Source organism: Brucella pseudogrignonensis, assembly GCF_002252525.1.
GTDB lineage: Bacteria > Pseudomonadota > Alphaproteobacteria > Rhizobiales > Rhizobiaceae > Brucella > Brucella pseudogrignonensis.
In genome coordinates this window covers 233,614-251,560 of sequence record NZ_NNRM01000053.1, presented here as the reverse complement: position 1 = coordinate 251,560, position 17,947 = coordinate 233,614, and the positions used below count along the sequence as shown (strand labels likewise).

The window sequence follows — 17,947 nt, the reverse complement described above, 5'->3', positions numbered from 1 at the left end:
AACTGACATTCTATGCGTTCTTGCATTGTAATTTACTAACATTTTCCGACAGCTCACCGCTTTATGCCCAAAGAATACAGGTTTTTCTTTGTGAATCCGCTAAAGCCTTTATAAGGGCGGTTGCGGTCCAGCTTTCACGGCTCTATACGGGTGACTTGCCATGACAAATCAAACGGTCTCACCGATTTTCCCTCATCGCCACCTACTTGGCATCAAGGGGCTATCGCCCCTGGACATTAATTGTCTTCTCGATCTTGCGGATCAGGAAGTGGCTGTCTCCAGACAGTCCAAGAAGAAAAAGTCCGTGCTGCGCGGTCGCACCCAGATCAACCTCTTCTTTGAAGCATCGACGCGAACGCAATCATCGTTCGAACTCGCCGGAAAACGGCTGGGCGCGGACGTGATGAACATGTCGGTCGGCAACTCGTCGGTCAAGAAGGGCGAAACGCTCATTGACACTGCGATGACGCTGAACGCCATGCAGCCAGACATTCTGGTCATACGCCATGCGTCTGCCGGTGCTGCGGCGCTCCTTGCGCAAAAAGTCGGCTGTGCAGTCGTCAATGCTGGCGACGGTGCTCACGAGCACCCGACACAGGCGCTGCTCGACGCGCTGACCATCCGCCGCGCCAAGGGCGATATCGGAAATCTGATCGTTGCTATTTGCGGCGATGTGCTTCACTCGCGCGTTGCGCGCTCCAACATTCTGCTTCTCAATGCACTTGGCGCACGCGTTCGCGTCGTCGCCCCTTCGACCCTGCTGCCTTCCGGCATCGCCGACATGAGTGTTGAAGTTTACAACACCATGGAAGAAGGCCTGAAAGACGCTGATGTCGTGATGATGCTGCGCCTCCAGCGTGAGCGCATGGCCGGCTCCTTCGTACCGTCGGTGCGTGAATATTTCCGCTTCTACGGTCTTGACAAGGAAAAGCTGAAGCTTGCCCGACCTGATGCACTGGTCATGCATCCCGGCCCCATGAATCGTGGCGTCGAGATCGCATCGGATGTAGCGGACGGCCCCCAGAGCATGATCCAGCAACAGGTGGAAATGGGCGTCGCTGTGCGTATGGCGGTTATGGAAGCCCTGCTCGATCCGCGTCGCGCAGAAGCCGCAGGAGAACGTGCATGAGTGCGATCCTTTTTGAAAATGCCCGCATCATCGATCCGTCTCGCGGACTGGATGAAGTCGGAAGCCTGCTGATCAAAGACGACAAGATTGTCGCCAGCGGTGCCGATCTCCGCAATCAGGGCGCTCCTGAAGGTGCTGAAATCATCGACCTCAACGGCATGGCTATTCTGCCGGGTCTGGTCGATTCCCGCGTTTTCATCGGCGAGCCCGGTGCTGAACACCGCGAAACCATCGCATCGGCCAGTCAGGCCGCAGCAGCTGGCGGTGTAACCTCCATCATCATGATGCCGGATACCGATCCGGTTATCGATGACGTGGCGCTGGTCGAGTTTGTGAAGCGCACTGCGCGCGATACGGCTATCGTCAATGTGCATCCCGCCGCTGCTATTACCAAGGGCCTGCATGGCGAGGAAATGACGGAAATCGGCCTGCTTCGCGATGCGGGTGCGGTTGCCTTCACTGAAGGTCGTAACACGCTCACCAACACACAATTGATGCGCCGTGCCCTGACCTATGCGCGCGACTTTGATGCCGTGATTGCCTGTGAAACCCGTGATCCTTATCTTGGTGCTAATGGCGTCATGAATGAAGGCCTCTTCGCAAGCTGGCTCGGCCTTTCGGGTAGCCCACGCGAAGCGGAAGTCATTCCACTGGAGCGTGATCTGCGCTTGGCTGCTCTCACCCGCAGCAAATATCACGCAGCACAGCTTTCCTGTGCCATGTCAGCCGACGCGCTCAAGCGCTCAAAAGACCTTGGCACCAATGTAACGGCAGGCGTTTCGATCAATCACCTGTCGCTCAACGAAAACGACATCGGCGAGTTCCGCACCTTCTTCCGTTTGTCGCCGCCTCTGCGCAGCGAGGAAGACCGTCTGGCAATGGTTGAAGCCGTCAAGAACGGCACAATCGATATTGTCGTTTCAGCACACGATCCGCAGGATGTGGACACCAAGCGCTTGCCTTTTGCCGATGCAGAAGCTGGTGCAATTGGCCTGGAAACGCTGTTGGCTGCAGCCCTTCGACTTCATCACAACGACAGCATTCCGCTGCTTCGTCTGGTTGAAGTGCTCTCGACTGCGCCTGCGCGCATCTTCGGACTGGATGCAGGCACTCTGAAGCCCGGTGCCAAGGCTGATCTTGCTATTGTCGATCTGGATGAGCCATGGGTGGTTCGTGAGCAAGACCTGCATTCACGCTCAAAGAACAGCTGCTTTGAAGGTGCCCGCTTCCAAGGCCGCGTCAACCGCACTATAGTCGGCGGCAAGACAGTTTATTCGGCTTAACATTTTCAGAAAAGCCGTCTTGCTTTTGGGCGGCTTTTCTTCTCAAGTAATTTGAATAAAGAACATATGGGGAGTTCCATGGCCGAAACAGGTCTGGTCAATTTAGTGACAATCTGCACGCTGATATTCGGCTATATTCTCGGCTCCATTCCCTTCGGGCTTATCCTGACGCGGTTTGCAGGACTGGGCGATGTACGTTCGATTGGTTCCGGCAATATTGGTGCTACCAATGTTCTGCGTACCGGCAACAAGAAGCTCGCGGCGGCAACGCTCATTCTTGATGCGCTTAAAGGCACGGCAGCTGTATTAATCGCCTCAAAATTCGGCCAGGAAGCTGCAATTGCAGCCGGTTTCGGTGCCTTTATCGGCCATCTTTTCCCGGTCTGGATCGGCTTCAAGGGCGGCAAGGGTGTTGCAACCTATCTTGGCATTCTGATCGGCCTTGCATGGCCCGGCGCTCTGGTTTTCATCGCGGCATGGATCATCACGGCACTTCTCACCCGCTATTCTTCACTGTCAGCGCTTGTTGCCAGTCTGATCGTTCCAATCGCACTTTATGCGCGCGGTGATCACGCGATTGCGGCTTTGTTTGCTGTGCTGACCATTATCGTCTTCATAAAGCATCACGCCAATATCTCGCGCCTCCTCAGCGGCACTGAAAGCAAGATAGGTAAAAAGGGATGAAACAGAGCGCGAATTCGACTTCTGGAATTCGCCTCTCCGACCGACAGCGGCTCAATTGGCTGCGCCTCATTCGCACTGAAAACATCGGTCCCGTCGCTTTCCGCGACCTCATTATGTTCTGTGGCTCTGCCGCCAGCGCCATAGAAAGACTACCTGACATCAACATACGCGGCGGTGGCGCTAAGCCCGTGCGCGTGACACCGCTGGAAGATGCCGAACGCGAGCTGGAAGCCATCGAGCGGATGGGCGCGCGTCTTGTTGGCATGGGCGAGCCAGACTATCCACAACAGCTAAAAAACTGCGAGGCACCGCCTCCTCTTGTGATCATCAAGGGCAACCCCAATGTGTTTCGCAAGCCACCAGTGGCTATTGTCGGCTCGCGCAATGCGTCTGTGGTCGGCGCACGCTTCACAGAGCGTCTGGCGCGTGATCTGGGTGACGCTGGCTTCGCAATAATCTCCGGCCTTGCGCGCGGGATCGATGCGGCAGCACATAAAGCCAGCATAGAAAGCGGAACCGTGGCTGTGCTGGCCGGTGGCCTTGATAAACCCTACCCACCCGAAAACCTGCCGATCTATCGTGCCATACCCGAAAACGGCAGTGCACTCATTACCGAGATGCCGATGGGTGCAGAGCCCCGTGCGCGTGATTTTCCACGTCGAAACCGCATCATAGCTGGACTTTCGCTTGGTCTCATCGTGGTAGAGGCTGCCGAGCGTTCAGGCTCGCTCATCAGCGCCCGCATGGCTGGTGAAATGGGCCGAACAGTGTTCGCAGTGCCTGGTTCGCCGCTCGATCCACGCGCCCGCGGAACCAATGCACTTCTGAAACAAGGCGCAACGCTTGTGACCTGCGCCGACGACGTTATCGATTCTTTGTCCCCGCTCATCGGCCGCGATACGTTCAAAGCCGAAGCAGCGCAGCCCGATCTGTTGACCCAGATCGATGAAGCGCCTGAGCCGCTTCAAGCCATAACGACGGACGAGCAACGCGATATTCTCGTCGATGCTCTTGGGCCGGTTCCAATCGATGTTGATACGCTTGTCAGACACACAGGCCTTGATGCAAGCAATGCCCAACTAATCCTGCTGGAACTTGATCTTGCCGGGAGGCTGTTACGCTATCCCGGCAATCAGGTCGCCCTTGTGCCACGCGATGAGCATTTCTAAACTCAATCACACGGGCAATGATGTTGATTGTCGCGTGCTTCCTGCAATGCCATGTCCATGAGATAGACGAGAAGATAACTATCCGTCCCTCTGGCCATTTTGACGAGTTCTTGTAGCATTTCTTCTATATAAGCCAGTGTCTCCTGACGAGTTGTATCTCGCTGAACCACCTTTGCCCCCAAAATGTGCCGGTTTCCTTCAAATGAAAATCACCCTTCTGGTTCAAACCCGACGGATATACCCCGGCCAGACACTACCACAAGCTTTATATTTACATATAGCAACTTTAGGTTGTATTTGACGATTTTTACCGTCTAGCTCTTGACCAAACGCAAACCGCTGTTCATGTGAAAGGCAACTATTTGAACGCGATACAGGGATAACTTACCCGTAAACATCGCGAATCTGGGCTGTTGTAATGAACGTCGTTGTCGTCGAATCGCCTGCAAAGGCCAAAACTATCAACAAGTATCTCGGGTCGAACTATAAGGTTCTGGCCTCGTTTGGTCATGTGCGAGATCTGCCAGCCAAGGATGGGTCTGTCCGTCCGGATGAAGATTTTGCAATGTCCTGGGAAGTTGACAGCAACTCTTCCAAGCGTTTGGCGGATATCGTCAAAGCGTTGAAGGACAGTGATGGTCTGTTTCTGGCAACTGACCCTGATCGCGAAGGGGAAGCCATTTCGTGGCACGTACTCGAAGTGCTCAACCAGAAAAAGGCCTTGAAGGGCAAGACCGTCAAGCGTGTCGCGTTTAACGCCATCACCAAGAAAGCCGTTCTCGACGCTATCGCAAATCCGCGCGATATCGATGAGCCGCTGGTCGATGCCTATCTCGCTCGTCGTGCACTCGATTATCTCGTTGGCTTTACGCTTTCACCGGTCTTGTGGCGCAAGCTGCCCGGGGCTCGTTCGGCAGGCCGTGTTCAGTCGGTAGCTCTGCGTCTCGTATGCGACCGCGAATCCGAGATCGAACGCTTCATCCGCGAAGAATACTGGAATATCGCCGCTTCGCTTAAAACACCGCGTAACGATGCGTTCTCGGCTCGTTTGACTGCGGTTGACGGCAAGAGGCTCGGCAAGCTCGACATCAAGAATGAAGAGCAGGCAACGGCCATCCGTACCATGCTGGAAGGCGCAAGCTTCAAGGCAGTTTCTGTCGAAGCCAAGCCGACCAAGCGTAATCCCGGCCCGCCATTCACCACATCGACGCTTCAGCAGGCGGCATCAGGACAGCTCGGCTTTTCGGCATCGCGCACCATGCAAGTTGCGCAGCGGCTTTATGAAGGCGTGGACATAGGCGGAGAAACCGCTGGTCTGATCACCTATATGCGTACCGACGGCGTGCAGATGGCCCCCGAAGCCATCACTGCCGCCCGCGATGCGATTGGGAAGAGCTTCGGTCCACAATATGTGCCGGAAAAGCCGCGCTACTATTCGAGCAAGGCTAAGAACGCTCAGGAAGCGCACGAAGCGATCCGTCCGACGGAATTCACGCGCCATCCGAAAGAAGTGCGCCGCTATCTCGATGAAGATCAGGCGCGTTTGTACGAGCTGATCTGGAAGCGCGCTATCGCGAGCCAGATGCAGGCTGCCGACATTGAACGCACAACCGCTGACATCGAAGCAACCAATGGTTCGCGTTCGGCCATGCTGCGCGCCAACGGTTCGGTTACGAAGTTTGACGGCTTCCTCGCGGCCTATATGGATCACCGCGAAGAAGAAGATGAGGATGAAGACAGCGCAAAGCTGCCTGAAATCCGCTCCGGTGAGGCGATTGCGCGCGAAAAAATCGACGCCACGCAGCATTCCACCGAGCCGCCACCGCGTTATTCGGAAGCATCGCTCATCAAGAAGATGGAAGAGCTCGGCATTGGCCGTCCATCGACCTACGCAGCGACGCTCGCAACGCTTCGTGATCGTGAATATATCACCATCGACAAGCGTAAGCTCATGCCGGAACCGAAGGGCCGTCTGGTTATTTCGTTCCTTGAAAGCTTCTTCAAACGCTATGTCGAATATGATTTCACAGCGGACCTTGAAGAAAAGCTCGACCTGATTTCCGATGGCAAGCTTTCCTGGAAAGACGTGCTGCGTGATTTCTGGCGGGACTTCTCCGGTTCTGTTGATGATATCAAGGAACTGCGCGTTACCAACGTTCTGGATGCGCTCAACGAAGAGCTTTCATCGCTTGCTTTCCCTGATCGCGGCGATGGTAGCGACCCGCGCACCTGCCCAACTTGTGGCACGGGCCAGCTTTCGCTGAAGCTCGGAAAATACGGCGCGTTCGTCGGTTGTTCGAATTATCCGGAGTGCAAGTTCACCCGTCAGCTGGGCGGTGAAGGCAACGGAGAAGCAGCAGCTTCCGACGAACCGAAGCAGCTGGGCAAAGATCCATTCACCGGTGAAGAAATCACCGCGCGAACCGGTCGTTTCGGCCCATATGTCCAGCGGGGCGAAGGCAAGGAAGCCAAGCGTGCCAGCCTGCCAAAAGGCTGGACGGTCGATACGCTTGATCATGAAAAAGCAATGGCGCTGCTGTCGTTGCCGCGTGATGTTGGACAGCATCCTGAAACCGGCAAGATGATCTCTGCTGGCATTGGTCGCTATGGTCCTTATGTCAGCCATGATGGCACGTTTGCCAATCTCGAAAACGCTGATGAAGTGTTCTCGGTGGGCCTCAATCGCGCTGTTTCCGTCCTTGCGGATAAACAGTCGAAGGGTGGTCGTGGCCGCTCGACACCTGCAGCCCTTGCGACATTGGGCGATCATCCAGATGGTGGCACAGTCACCGTTCGTGACGGTCGTTACGGTCCTTACGTCAACTGGGGCAAGGTGAATGCTACGCTGCCAAAGGGCAAGGACCCAGCCAGTGTGACGCTGGAAGAAGCGCTGGAACTCGTTGCCGCAAAAGCTGGCAGCACAAAGACAAAGAAGGCTCCTGCCCGCAAATCTGCCGCCAAGGCCGCAGATGGCGAAAAGAAAGCCGCACCGAAAAAAGCTGCTGCAAAGAAGCCGGCGGCGAAGAAAAAAGCCCCTTCCAAAGCAAAGGCGAAGGCGGCAGAGGAGTAAGAATTGGCGCGTCGTTTCCCCAAACCCGATACCGGACGATCCGCACGGACCGAACGGCGTGCTGCTAAAGCAAAATCAGAAGCTGCACAGGCAGGAGATTCAACCTCCTTCCTGCCGACGCGTGACGAGGTTCTCAAGTTTATTGAAGAGAACCCGGACCGCGCAGGCAAGCGCGATCTGGCCAAGGCATTCAATATCAAGGGCGATGCACGCGTCTATCTCAAGGATCTGCTGCGTGAACTCGGTGATGAAGGCCTGCTTGAAAAGCGTGCCCGTCGCCTCTCCCGTCCCGGCACTCTGCCACCGATCTCCGTATTGAACATTATCGGCCGTGACAATGACGGTGGACTCATCTCACGCCCGGCTGAATGGGACGAAGAAAACTACGGCAAGCCGCCAGTCGTCACTATCCGCCGAACCCGCCTCAACAAGTCGTCCGATGGTCCGGCAGTCGGTGTTGGCGATCGGGTATTGGCCAAGATTTTCCGCAACAAGGACAATGACGGTCCAGAGTATTCCGCGCGCGTAATCAAGGTTGTCGATCAGAGCAGCAACGCGGTACTCGGCGTATTGCGCAAGCTCAGCAATGGCGAATGGCGGCTCGAGCCAGTCAATCGCAAGCAGCCGGAAGTACAGCTTGATCCAAAGTCGCTTGCCGATGCGGAAAGTGGCGATCTGGTTGAGGTGGAACTGACGTCGTCTCGTCGCTATGGCTTGCCGAGCGGCAAGGTGCGACAGGTGGTGGGTTCAATCGACAGCGAAAAAGCCCTGTCGATGATCGCCATTCACGAGCATGAAATCCCGCATATCTTCCCCGATGATGTGATCCGCGAAGCAGAAGCTGCAAGGCCTGCAACGCTTGACGGTCGTGAAGACTGGCGCGAGCTGCCGCTACTCACCATCGATCCGTCAGATGCAAAGGATCACGATGACGCCGTTTATGCGGAGCCGGACTCTGATCCCGACAATGTCGGCGGTCATGTGGTCGTCGTTGCGATAGCTGATGTGGCAGCCTATGTGCGCCCCAACTCGGCGCTTGATCGCGAAGCATTGAAGCGTGGCAATTCGGTTTACTTCCCCGACCGGGTTGTACCTATGCTACCAGAGCGCATTTCCAACGATCTATGCTCGCTGCGTGAACTGGAAGATCGTCCAGCACTTGCCGTCCGCATGGTGTTTGACGCCAACGGACATAAGAAGTCGCACAAGTTCCATCGCATTCTGATGCGTTCGGCTGCAAAGCTTGCCTATGCGCAGGCACAGGCTGCGATTGACGGCGCAACGGATGAGAAGACTGCACCTATTCTGGACACGATCCTCAAGCCGCTGTGGGCCGCCTATGGCGCACTCAAACGCGGTCGCGATGCGCGTGAGCCGCTTGAGCTGGATTTGCCGGAAAAGAAAATCCTGCTCGGGCCTGATGGTAAGGTCGACAAGGTCATCGTGCCTGAACGACTGGACGCCCATAAGCTCATCGAAGAGTTCATGATTCAGGCCAATGTGGCTGCCGCTGAAGTGCTTGAGGCACATCGTCAGCCGTTGATTTTCCGTATCCACGATGAACCGGCACTGGCAAAGCAGGAATCCTTGCGGGAGTTTCTGCGCACGCTTGAAATTAACCTTGCCAAAGGTGTTGCTCTCAAGCCAGCGCAGTTCAACCGTATTCTCGAAGCTGTTGATGGAACAGATCATCAAGATCTGGTCAATCAGGTGGTGCTACGCACGCAAAGCCAGGCAATCTACAGCCCGGATAATATCGGCCATTTCGGACTGCATTTGCGCAAATATGCGCATTTCACCTCGCCGATCCGCCGTTATGCCGATTTGATCGTGCATCGCGCTCTGATCAAGGCTTTGGGATTTGGCAAGGATGGTCTGACCACCGATGAAGAAGCGCATCTGGAAGAAACTGCGGCGCTCATTTCTTCGACCGAACGCCGTGCGATGCTTGCAGAGCGCGAGACCGTTGATCGCCTGATTGCCCATTTCCTCGCAGCGCATCTTGGTGATGAATATGAGGGACGCGTAACTGGTGTCACAAAAGCCGGGCTTTTCGTATCCCTTGCGACATATGGCGCAGACGGACTTGTCCCCATTTCAACTTTGGGTAATGAATACTATCTGTATGACGAAGCAAACCATGCACTCGCCGGAGAAAAAAGCGGAAAAGGCTTCCGTCTGGGCGACAATGTAACGGTTAGACTGGTAGAAGCGCTCCCTGTCGCGGGTGCGCTTCGGTTTGAGATGGTTTCGGAACCGCATTCCTTGCCGATGTCGACGCGTTCGCATCACAAGGCAAGCAAAGGGATGCGCGGGCGCAAAGGAAAGCCGGCAGGCGTTTCGCGCTCCAAGAGAAAAGGTCACAGATGAGCACGCTAGAGGCCAATTCCACAGATAGTCAGATCCACGTTTTCGGTGGTGAAAGCCAGAAAACTGCACGCCCGACCCGCGATCTGGGTCAGGCGATGTGGCGCGGATTTAAGTGCCGCTGCCCGCATTGCGGCGAAGGCAAGCTGTTTCGGGCTTTTGTAAAGCCTGTCGATAGCTGCTCTGTCTGCGGTGAAGATTACACCGAGCAGCGCGCAGACGACCTTCCGGCCTATCTGACAATCCTTGTTGTTGGCCACATCGTCGTTGGCGCCTTCATGGGCGTTGAAGCAACCACGAACCTGTCGCTCTGGGCGCATATGGCTATCTGGGGACCGATGACCGTCATCCTGTCGCTTCTCATGCTGCAGCCAATCAAAGGCGCAACCATCGGCCTTCAGTGGGCGCTGTTCATGCATGGTTTCGGCGGTCAGGGCGAAGGTGATTACGGCGACGTCACCTGACAGGGTTCATCCCCGTGACATCCCCTTCACACGCCACAACGCATACACCAAGGCTGCCGCTTCGCCCGCGCGATGCTGCTTCATTGCTTCTTATTGACCGCACGGAACGCGTCCCCCGCATTCTGATGGGCAGACGCCATCCGTCTCTCGCGTTCATGCCCGGAAAATACGTATTCCCTGGCGGCAGAGCCGATCCTATCGATGGCAGCATTGGCGCTGCCTCCGAGCTCAGCTCCGATGACACGCAGAAGCTGGTATCTGGCATGGGTGCGCGCGCTTCACAACGCCGCGCAAGAGCGCTTGGGCTCTGTGCCATTCGCGAAACATTTGAAGAAACCGGGCTAAAACTCGCGCGTCCCGGGGCGGAAAACGCCTTGTCATTAAACGGTGCCAATTATCCTGCAAACAAGGACTGGTTGGCATTTCTGGAAGGTGGTGCGCTGCCTGCGCTGGGAGACCTGCGCTATTTCGCCCGTGCAATCACTCCCCCCGGAAATGTACGTCGTTTCGACACGCGCTTTTTTATTGCTTTCCGTGACAGCCTGCCGGAACTGGCAAGCCAGAAACTTGTTCCCAGTGGAGAACTACAAGATTTGGATTGGGTGGCCGTCGATGAAGTTGATAAACTGGACGTCGCCCGTATTACTCAGACAATTCTGAAAGAAGCGCAAATGCTGCTGACGGAAACCCGGCTTGAACTGCCAGCCACTCTGCCAGTGGTGCAATACAGCAAGCGGCATGGCCGCTTTGTTCGCGAAGTGATCTGACCTAATGAATAAAGAAGTTTATCCTGCCGACATCATCCCCCAGGAACCAGACGGCGGGAACACCCAGGGCCAGATGCATTGGCGTTCCCTTGCAGCGGCAATCGCCACGATCAGCGCCATGGGTGCAGCGATCGGGCTCGGTATTCCGCTTCTGAGCGTTCTGCTTGAAAGCCGCGGCCACTCAGCCAGCCTTATCGGTGCGAACACTGCAGTCGCAGGTCTTGCATCCATTGTTGCCGCACCGCTCGCAGCACCCATTGCCGCCCGCCTCGGTGTGGCCAAGGCAATTGTTCTGATGCTCTTGATTGGCAGCGTCGCATTTCTGGGCTTTCACTTTTTTCAGCCACTCTGGGCATGGTTTGCTCTGCGAATCGTCCTGCATTTTGCGCTGACAGTGCTTTTCGTTCTCTCGGAATACTGGATCAACGCCTCAGCTCCGCCTGAAAAACGTGGCCTTGTGCTCGGCATTTACGCAACCTCGCTTTCGCTCGGCTTTGCGCTCGGCCCTTGGCTCTTTTCAAAGATCGGCAGCGCGGGTGGTTTGCCGTTCTATGTCGGTTTCGCCATCATCTTGATCGCCATCATTCCGGTGGTTGTCGCATGGCGCGACAGCCCGGATTTCGAGGAAGGCGAACACGTTCCCTTTCTGCCGTTTATTTTTGCCGTACCGACGGCAACGATGGCAGTCTTCGTATTTGGCGCAGTTGAAACTGGCGGTTTCGCCCTGTTCCCGGTCTTTGGCGCCCGTGTTGGCTATGACGAAGGCGATGCAGCCCTGCTGCTGACGATGATCGGTCTTGGCAATGTCCTGATGCAGATACCGCTGGGAATCATCAGCGACCGCATTTCGGACCGCCGCAAACTGTTGCTGTTCTGCGCCGTTACGGGTCTCGCCGGGATGATGGCCCTGCCCTATCTGATGGAGAACTGGTATCTGATGGCGGCTGTGCTGTTCCTCTGGGGCGGTGTCGTTGCGGGTCTCTACACTGTCGGGCTTGCGCATCTTGGTTCAGAACTCACCGGTCGCGAGCTTGCATCAGCCAATGCCGCCTTCATCTTCTGCTATGCCATCGGCATGTTGGCAGGCCCACAGGCCGTTGGCGTGGGTATGGATATGGCTGGACCCAAGGGCTTTCCACTGACTCTGGGCGTCTTTTTTGCAGCTTTTGCACTCTTTGCTGCGATAAGACTTGTTCAAAGGAAGAAGCGGGGTTGACTTTTCGCCCTTAATCCGTAGTGTCGCGCCGAATTTCCGCTTCTGACCAATTGGACAGACTCGCAGCGGTTTAATCATGAAAGAGCAGGTATTTCGATATGGCCAAGGCTACGACCATCAAGATCAAGCTTTTGTCGACCGCTGACACCGGCTTCTTCTACGTAACGAAGAAGAACAGCCGCACGATGACGGAAAAGATGACAAAGACCAAGTACGACCCGATTGCGCGCAAGCACGTCGACTTCAAGGAAACGAAGATCAAGTAATTCGTTTCCGACGCCAGATTACTGGCAGGAATCAAAAAAGCCGTCTCCCAAGAGACGGCTTTTTTATTTGGGAGAGCCTAATCAGGCGGCGGAAAGAACGATGCGATTCCGGCCTGTTTTCTTGGCTTCATAAAGTGCTGCATCCGTTCGTGCAAAAAGTGCCTCAGCAGTATCTCCACCCATAAGCCGTAGCCCGGCAATACCGATGCTGATCGTCATATTGATCTTGTGCTTACCACCAATGATGAGGAACGGCGCTTCGGCAACAGCTTCGCGAATGCGCTCTGCTACCGCTGTGGCAGCTGTTAAATCAGTATCCGGTAATACGATGGCAAATTCTTCGCCACCATAGCGACACATGACATCCATGCCGCGTATCTTTTTACGCAGCCGCGCAGCGAATTCTCGCAGAACATCGTCGCCACCGTCATGCCCGTATTTGTCATTGACGCGTTTGAAATGGTCGAAGTCAATCATGATGACCGAAAGCGGCCTCTCGCGCCCTGTAGCGCGCGACAAGAGTACTGGCATGTGCGTATCAAGGTAACGCCGGTTATGCAGCCCGGTGAGGCTGTCAGTTACCGCCATTGTGATTGTGCGGTGTAAGCTCTGACGCAGCAAATCATTATAGCATTTGCGCTTGATCTGGGTACGCAACCGCGCATAAAGCTCCAGTTTCTCAAGCGGACGCATCACATAGTCATTTACGCCCAGTTCAAGCGCACGAACGACCAAAGCTCCCTCGTCTTCATTGACGATCAGAATGATCGGAACAAGCCGTGTGCGCTCGATTGTGCGTATCTGTGAGCATAATCGCAATGGGTCGTAATAGGTAAAATCTGCCGAAATGACGATGCTGTCGTAATCATTCTCAATCGCCTTGATGAGAGCCGCATTTGCGTCATGTGCGACATCGACGAAATAATCCTCGCCGAGGATGAGGCGCAACCGTGCTGCTGCCAGTTCATTCTCATCCACCACCAGAATACGTGCTGCATCTTCCCCGCCGCCAAAGCGCCCGGATAATTTGGTCACGAGTAGAGCTTCAACTTCTGTGTCAGCGACAGTTCCAGTGCGTTGGAAAAGCTCATCCGAAACCATTTTAAGACGTGCGAGGCTTTTCACGCGTGAAAGGAGCTGAAGATCCTGCGCGGGTTTGGACAGGAAATCATCCGCACCGGCCTCAAGCCCTTTGATCTTATCTTCAGAACTATCCAGAGCAGTTAGAATCACAACCGGAATATTGGTGGTGCGCGGGTCGTCTTTCAGGCGACGACAAACGTCAAAGCCGTCCATATCTGACATGACGACATCAAGGATAATCACATCGATCTGCCCGCCCAGGCAAATCTCGATCGCCTCCGCGCCTTTATTAGCGGTTACGACCTCGTAATATTCGCGCAAGAGCAGCGCTTCGAGCAGCTTTGCATTTGATTCTGCAGCATCAACGACAAGAATTCTTGCAGTCATATCAGCCAGCCCCCCAAATTCTCACCCTTGCGAGATTCCCCAAATCGAAAAGGTTTAAGCGTCACCCAAGTAGGATTTTATGGTTTCTATAAACCGCGGTACCGAGATCGGCTTGGATATATAGGCCTCACAGCCTCCCTGCCGAATGCGTTCCTCATCGCCTTTCATTGCGAAGGCCGTCACCGCAATCACAGGAATATGCCGCAATTCCTCATCATCTTTAAGCCACTTGGTCACTTCCAGACCGGATACCTCCGGAAGCTGAATGTCCATCAAAATCAGATCGGGACGATGTTCGCGCGCAAGATCAAGTGCCTCAAGACCGTTGCGTGTCCTGATGGTTTCATATCCGCTGGCTTCGATAAGATCGCGAAACAACTTCATATTGAGTTCGTTGTCCTCGACGATCATGACACTTTTCGTCATCGAATATTCCCTGGCCTTAATCTTTCCCGAGGTAAAACAAGGCTGTCTTGTTTGTCCTACCCATATAGCTCCCTTATAGTTTAAGCGCATTTCATTGACGAAAGGCAAATATTCGCCAAATCCCGCATTGTCGTTAAGACTTTAGGCGATTAAACAAAGGCCACAGTCTAAAGCTTTCCTAAAAACGGCAGAAAGCGATTTTTCTGCATAAAATCACGTAAAAACAACGAGTTAATTCGAGAGGCCATATGAAGACGCTGTTAAGCCAAACCGACGCGGAAAACCTAGCAGTCGAAGCGCTTGTGTGGTTGGCTCAAGACAAGGATCTATTGCCGCGTTTTCTCGCACTCACCGGCATTGAAGCGTCATCTATTCGCTCTGCAGCACAGGAACCGGGCTTTCTCGCAGGCGTTCTGCAATTCTTTCTCGGGCATGAACCAACATTGATACGCTTTTGCGAAGAAACGGGACGCGATCCTGCCCTTATAGAAAAGGCCATGGCACTGTTGCCAGGTGGCCTTAATCATCATCTTTGAAAAAAGCCCCGTCTCGCGGGGCTTTCTCGCCTGCAGCCTGCAGAATTATGCAGCGCTGACCGCTTCAGCGTTTATCACACTGATGACGCTCAGCTCATGGGCTTTGCCGTCGCGTGCAGTCCACGACATGGACTGGCCCGGAGTAAGGCCAATAAGAGCAGTGCCGATTGGCGTTAGAATAGAAATCTTGCCCTGAGCAATGTCTGCCTCGCCGGGATAAACCAACGTTACTTTGCGTTCATGCCCATCGTTTGAGCGAAACTCTACCGTCGAGCCCATGCGAACGACGTCTGCCGGCAGTTTTTTCTGCGGCACAACTTTTGCGCGATCGAGTTCCTGCATCAACTCCTCAGCCACTTCCTCCAACTTTTCGGAGACGTTGCCGGCCAGAATTGTCAGGCGCTCATGGTCAATATCGCTGACGACGATCTTTGGCTTCTTGCGATTCTTTTCGCTCATGACGATAGCTCACTGCTGTCTAAGGATAATTGTTCTCCGCACCGAATCCCGGCTGGAGCATTTGCTTGAATTTTGGATGAAAGCGCTTTTAGCAATTCCGCTTGAAGCCAAGCGGCAACCCGTCCCCCGGAGCCCTCTGCGCAAGGCAGGCCTCGAGGGTTGCTATCCCGTGATCGGTTGAACCCGATGGAGTATGGAAGCAAAGCGGTTGTTCATAACACTAAACTTGGTGATATCCTTGCCAATGTCAAGGGCACAGCTGACAGGGTGACAGAGTATCGATGGCATTGGCTCGCTTTAGTGCTATAAGGCGATGTTCCTTTTATGTTCATACAAACACACGCTGCCATGGCTGATCAACTCGCTATAAACCGCTCGGAGCAAGGCTTTTGCCGCGATTGTTTGTCGCTGCAAAAGCTGGAATCAGCTCGGCGTTGTCGGACCTGCGGAAGCCCTCGCCTTGTACGTCATCCTGAGCTTTACAAGCTGTCGCTCGCTCATGTGGATTGCGATGCGTTTTATGCTTCAGTCGAGAAAAGAGACAATCCCGATATACGCGATAAGCCGGTCATCATCGGTGGTGGAACACGCGGTGTCGTCTCGACCGCTTGCTATATTGCACGCATTCATGGTGTGCGCTCTGCCATGCCAATGTTCAAGGCTTTGGAAGCCTGCCCACAAGCCGTTGTCATCAAACCCAACATGGAAAAATATTCCCAGGTAGGCAAGGAAGTTCGGCAACTGATGCGCGAACTGACGCCGCTGGTCGAGCCTATTTCTATCGACGAGGCTTTTCTCGATTTGGGCGGCACTGAACGTCTTCACCGAGCGCTCGCGGCCATGGTGCTGGCGCGGTTTGCCAAGCGTGTCGAAACTGAAATCGGAATCACGATCTCTGTCGGGCTATCTTATTGCAAATATCTCGCAAAGGTTGCGTCCGATCTCGAAAAGCCACGCGGATTCTCCGTTATTGGTGAAATGGAAGCGCTGGATTTTCTTCGCGACAAGCCTGTCAGCATGATCTGGGGTGTCGGAAAATCATTTAATGCAAAGCTAGAAAGTGATGGCATTCGCACCATTGGGCAGCTTCAGACGATGGATGAAGGCACACTCATGAAGGCTTACGGCACGATGGGGCAGCGGCTGTTTCGGCTTTCACGCGGGCAGGACAGCCGTAAAGTCGAACCTGAGCACGATATGAAGAGTGTTTCAGCAGAAACCACCTTCAATAAGGATCTTTCTCAGGCCACTGATCTGGTTCCTGTGCTGCGCGCTCTATCAGAGAAGGTCTCGCAGCGGCTAAAGGCTGGGGATATCGCGGGACGCACCGTTGTACTTAAGCTCAAGACACAAGATTTCAAACTACGAACGCGCAATCGGCAGCTCGCCGATCCAACCCAACTTGCCGACCGCATTTTCCGCACCGGCCTGCAGCTTCTTGATAAGGAACTGGACGGAACCAGATTCCGTCTACTCGGCATCGGGGTAAGCGAACTTTCATCAGATGAACGTGCAGATCCGCCAGACCTTGTTGATACTCAAGCTACAAAGCGCGCAGTGGCTGAAAGCGCCATCGACCGTCTGCGTAACAAGTTCGGGCGCAACGCGGTCGAAACCGGCTACACATTTTCTAAGGGCAATCTCGCCAGACCGCAAACACCATCAGATCGTGACCCGGATGATTAATCCTGTATTGAAGCATCTTTTGGAAAGTGCTGGAGAAAAATGACTCAATCGTTGGTAACGGCTTGACGAAGTGTGTCTGGATCAATATTGGAACTGCTCAAGAGAGTGCTGACTGATTTGACAGTCCTCTTTCGGAAGGCCTCATGGCGGAGTGGTTACGCAGAGGACTGCAAATCCTTGCACCCCGGTTCGATTCCGGGTGAGGCCTCCAAAAAATTATCCAACAAAAACAATTACTTAATCTTTTTCGCGGACTTATTAAGATCTGTTTTCATGTCGCGTCTTGTTGCAAATAGATTCCCTGCAATTACAACCAGTTACAAGAAATCTCGGCAAATCCATGCAACATGGAACGCAACATGCTTGACTCTTTTAGCGCAGTGAACAAAATAAGAACATAGTAATATATGGACACGTCTGGCGGCGAGTGTGTCTGCTTTAACGGAGCAGGACAATGAATGCGGTTGCGCAAGAAAATGGATACGACGACGAGATTGAATTGGTGCTGGCTTATCACAAAGGCGATGTGCGAGCGGCAATAGAAGCACTGTTGAAAGACCGAGACTTCCTCGTCAAAGAGATCGAGTACGCCAGCCTAGCAATGTCGATGGGCTTTGCTCGTGGATGGAAGCCGACCATCATAAAATGAAAACCGTGCTTAGGAAAGCGCCTACTGTGTTTCTGAATTGATCTGAGCGTCAAAGATTGGCGCAGATTCATACGTGATGGCACTAAGGGTTAAATTAACTGAAGTATTCGTCTTCAGAAAATATTTTGCCGATTTTAGGTACAATCATTTGATTTCCCTAAACAAATCCCGTCACATAATGGACAAACAAACGTTGAATTTCAAGAATTTATGAAACTTGTTCTACAAATATAAACGCGCTCTTGCACCTCCTTGCTTAATGACAATAAGAAATAATCGGAAGTACTTTAAACTAGGGAGACGAAT

General features: G+C 54.0%; 16 protein-coding genes and 1 tRNA gene. 14 read left to right on the top strand and 3 right to left on the bottom strand.

Going from position 1 to position 17,947, the window contains the following annotated elements:
* The first annotated feature begins 160 nt into the window (after nucleotides 1-160).
* The 10 genes from CEV34_RS26430 to rpmG all read left to right on the top strand — a co-directional run bounded on the left by CEV34_RS26430 (nucleotide 161) and on the right by rpmG (nucleotide 12,415).
* Nucleotides 161-1,129: an aspartate carbamoyltransferase catalytic subunit gene (locus tag CEV34_RS26430; RefSeq protein ID WP_094544766.1), complete on the top strand. Its 969-nt coding sequence runs from the start codon at nucleotides 161-163 to the stop codon at nucleotides 1,127-1,129.
* A complete protein-coding gene (locus CEV34_RS26425; RefSeq protein WP_007878649.1) occupies nucleotides 1,126-2,412 on the top strand; it encodes a dihydroorotase in 1,287 nt (428 codons plus the stop codon). Before CEV34_RS26430 ends, CEV34_RS26425 begins: the two co-directional genes overlap by 4 nt.
* A 78-nt stretch (nucleotides 2,413-2,490) precedes the next feature.
* Nucleotides 2,491-3,096 carry a glycerol-3-phosphate 1-O-acyltransferase PlsY gene (gene plsY / locus CEV34_RS26420; protein ID WP_007878647.1) on the top strand — a complete coding sequence of 202 codons (606 nt, stop codon included), beginning with the start codon at nucleotides 2,491-2,493 and terminating at the stop codon, nucleotides 3,094-3,096.
* The gene (gene dprA / locus CEV34_RS26415) at nucleotides 3,093-4,265 is read left to right on the top strand and encodes a DNA-processing protein DprA (RefSeq protein ID WP_007878646.1); all 1,173 of its coding nucleotides are present in this window, start codon (nucleotides 3,093-3,095) and stop codon (nucleotides 4,263-4,265) included. The genes plsY and dprA overlap by 4 nt, the downstream gene beginning before the upstream one ends.
* A gap of 418 nt (nucleotides 4,266-4,683) precedes the next feature.
* Nucleotides 4,684-7,335 (top strand): type I DNA topoisomerase, encoded by a 2,652-nt coding sequence (gene topA, locus CEV34_RS26405; protein ID WP_007878636.1) that lies wholly within the window; start codon nucleotides 4,684-4,686, stop codon nucleotides 7,333-7,335.
* Between the two features lie 3 nt (nucleotides 7,336-7,338).
* Nucleotides 7,339-9,705 carry a ribonuclease R gene (gene rnr, locus CEV34_RS26400; RefSeq protein ID WP_007878634.1) on the top strand — a complete coding sequence of 789 codons (2,367 nt, stop codon included), beginning with the start codon at nucleotides 7,339-7,341 and terminating at the stop codon, nucleotides 9,703-9,705.
* Nucleotides 9,702-10,166, top strand: a complete 465-nt coding sequence (locus tag CEV34_RS26395) for a DUF983 domain-containing protein (RefSeq protein WP_007878633.1) — start codon at nucleotides 9,702-9,704, stop codon at nucleotides 10,164-10,166. Before rnr ends, CEV34_RS26395 begins: the two co-directional genes overlap by 4 nt.
* A gap of 155 nt (nucleotides 10,167-10,321) precedes the next feature.
* A complete protein-coding gene (locus tag CEV34_RS26390) occupies nucleotides 10,322-10,933 on the top strand; it encodes an NUDIX hydrolase (protein ID WP_328589893.1) in 612 nt (203 codons plus the stop codon).
* Between the two features lie 73 nt (nucleotides 10,934-11,006).
* The gene (locus tag CEV34_RS26385; RefSeq protein WP_007878622.1) at nucleotides 11,007-12,149 is read left to right on the top strand and encodes an MFS transporter; all 1,143 of its coding nucleotides are present in this window, start codon (nucleotides 11,007-11,009) and stop codon (nucleotides 12,147-12,149) included.
* Nucleotides 12,150-12,247: 98 nt separating this feature from the next.
* Nucleotides 12,248-12,415, top strand: coding sequence for a 50S ribosomal protein L33 (gene rpmG / locus CEV34_RS26380; RefSeq protein ID WP_007878621.1), 168 nt, complete (start codon nucleotides 12,248-12,250; stop codon nucleotides 12,413-12,415).
* Nucleotides 12,416-12,496: 81 nt separating this feature from the next.
* On the opposite strand, the gene CEV34_RS26375 is transcribed toward rpmG, so the two are convergent.
* Both CEV34_RS26375 and CEV34_RS26370 read right to left on the bottom strand, forming a co-directional pair.
* Nucleotides 12,497-13,885, bottom strand: coding sequence for a PleD family two-component system response regulator (locus tag CEV34_RS26375; RefSeq protein ID WP_007878619.1), 1,389 nt, complete (start codon nucleotides 13,883-13,885; stop codon nucleotides 12,497-12,499).
* A gap of 54 nt (nucleotides 13,886-13,939) precedes the next feature.
* Nucleotides 13,940-14,311: a response regulator gene (locus tag CEV34_RS26370; protein WP_007878616.1), complete on the bottom strand. Its 372-nt coding sequence runs from the start codon at nucleotides 14,309-14,311 to the stop codon at nucleotides 13,940-13,942.
* Between the two features lie 248 nt (nucleotides 14,312-14,559).
* Here CEV34_RS26370 and CEV34_RS26365 point away from each other — a divergent pair, with 248 nt between their 5' ends.
* Nucleotides 14,560-14,847 carry a DUF3572 domain-containing protein gene (locus tag CEV34_RS26365; protein WP_007878614.1) on the top strand — a complete coding sequence of 96 codons (288 nt, stop codon included), beginning with the start codon at nucleotides 14,560-14,562 and terminating at the stop codon, nucleotides 14,845-14,847.
* 45 nt (nucleotides 14,848-14,892) lie between these two features.
* Here the strand turns inward: CEV34_RS26365 and rnk are convergent, their stop codons facing one another.
* Nucleotides 14,893-15,306: a nucleoside diphosphate kinase regulator gene (rnk, locus tag CEV34_RS26360; RefSeq protein ID WP_007878612.1), complete on the bottom strand. Its 414-nt coding sequence runs from the start codon at nucleotides 15,304-15,306 to the stop codon at nucleotides 14,893-14,895.
* Between the two features lie 348 nt (nucleotides 15,307-15,654).
* Here rnk and CEV34_RS26355 point away from each other — a divergent pair, with 348 nt between their 5' ends.
* From CEV34_RS26355 to CEV34_RS26345, 3 genes are all read left to right on the top strand, one after another.
* Complete coding sequence (locus CEV34_RS26355) at nucleotides 15,655-16,992, top strand: DNA polymerase IV (RefSeq protein ID WP_007878610.1); 1,338 nt, start codon at nucleotides 15,655-15,657, stop codon at nucleotides 16,990-16,992.
* A 137-nt stretch (nucleotides 16,993-17,129) separates the two neighbouring features.
* Nucleotides 17,130-17,203 (top strand) — tRNA-Cys (locus CEV34_RS26350).
* A gap of 243 nt (nucleotides 17,204-17,446) precedes the next feature.
* Nucleotides 17,447-17,641, top strand: coding sequence for a CUE domain-containing protein (locus CEV34_RS26345; protein WP_007878609.1), 195 nt, complete (start codon nucleotides 17,447-17,449; stop codon nucleotides 17,639-17,641).
* Nucleotides 17,642-17,947: the final 306 nt, after the last annotated feature.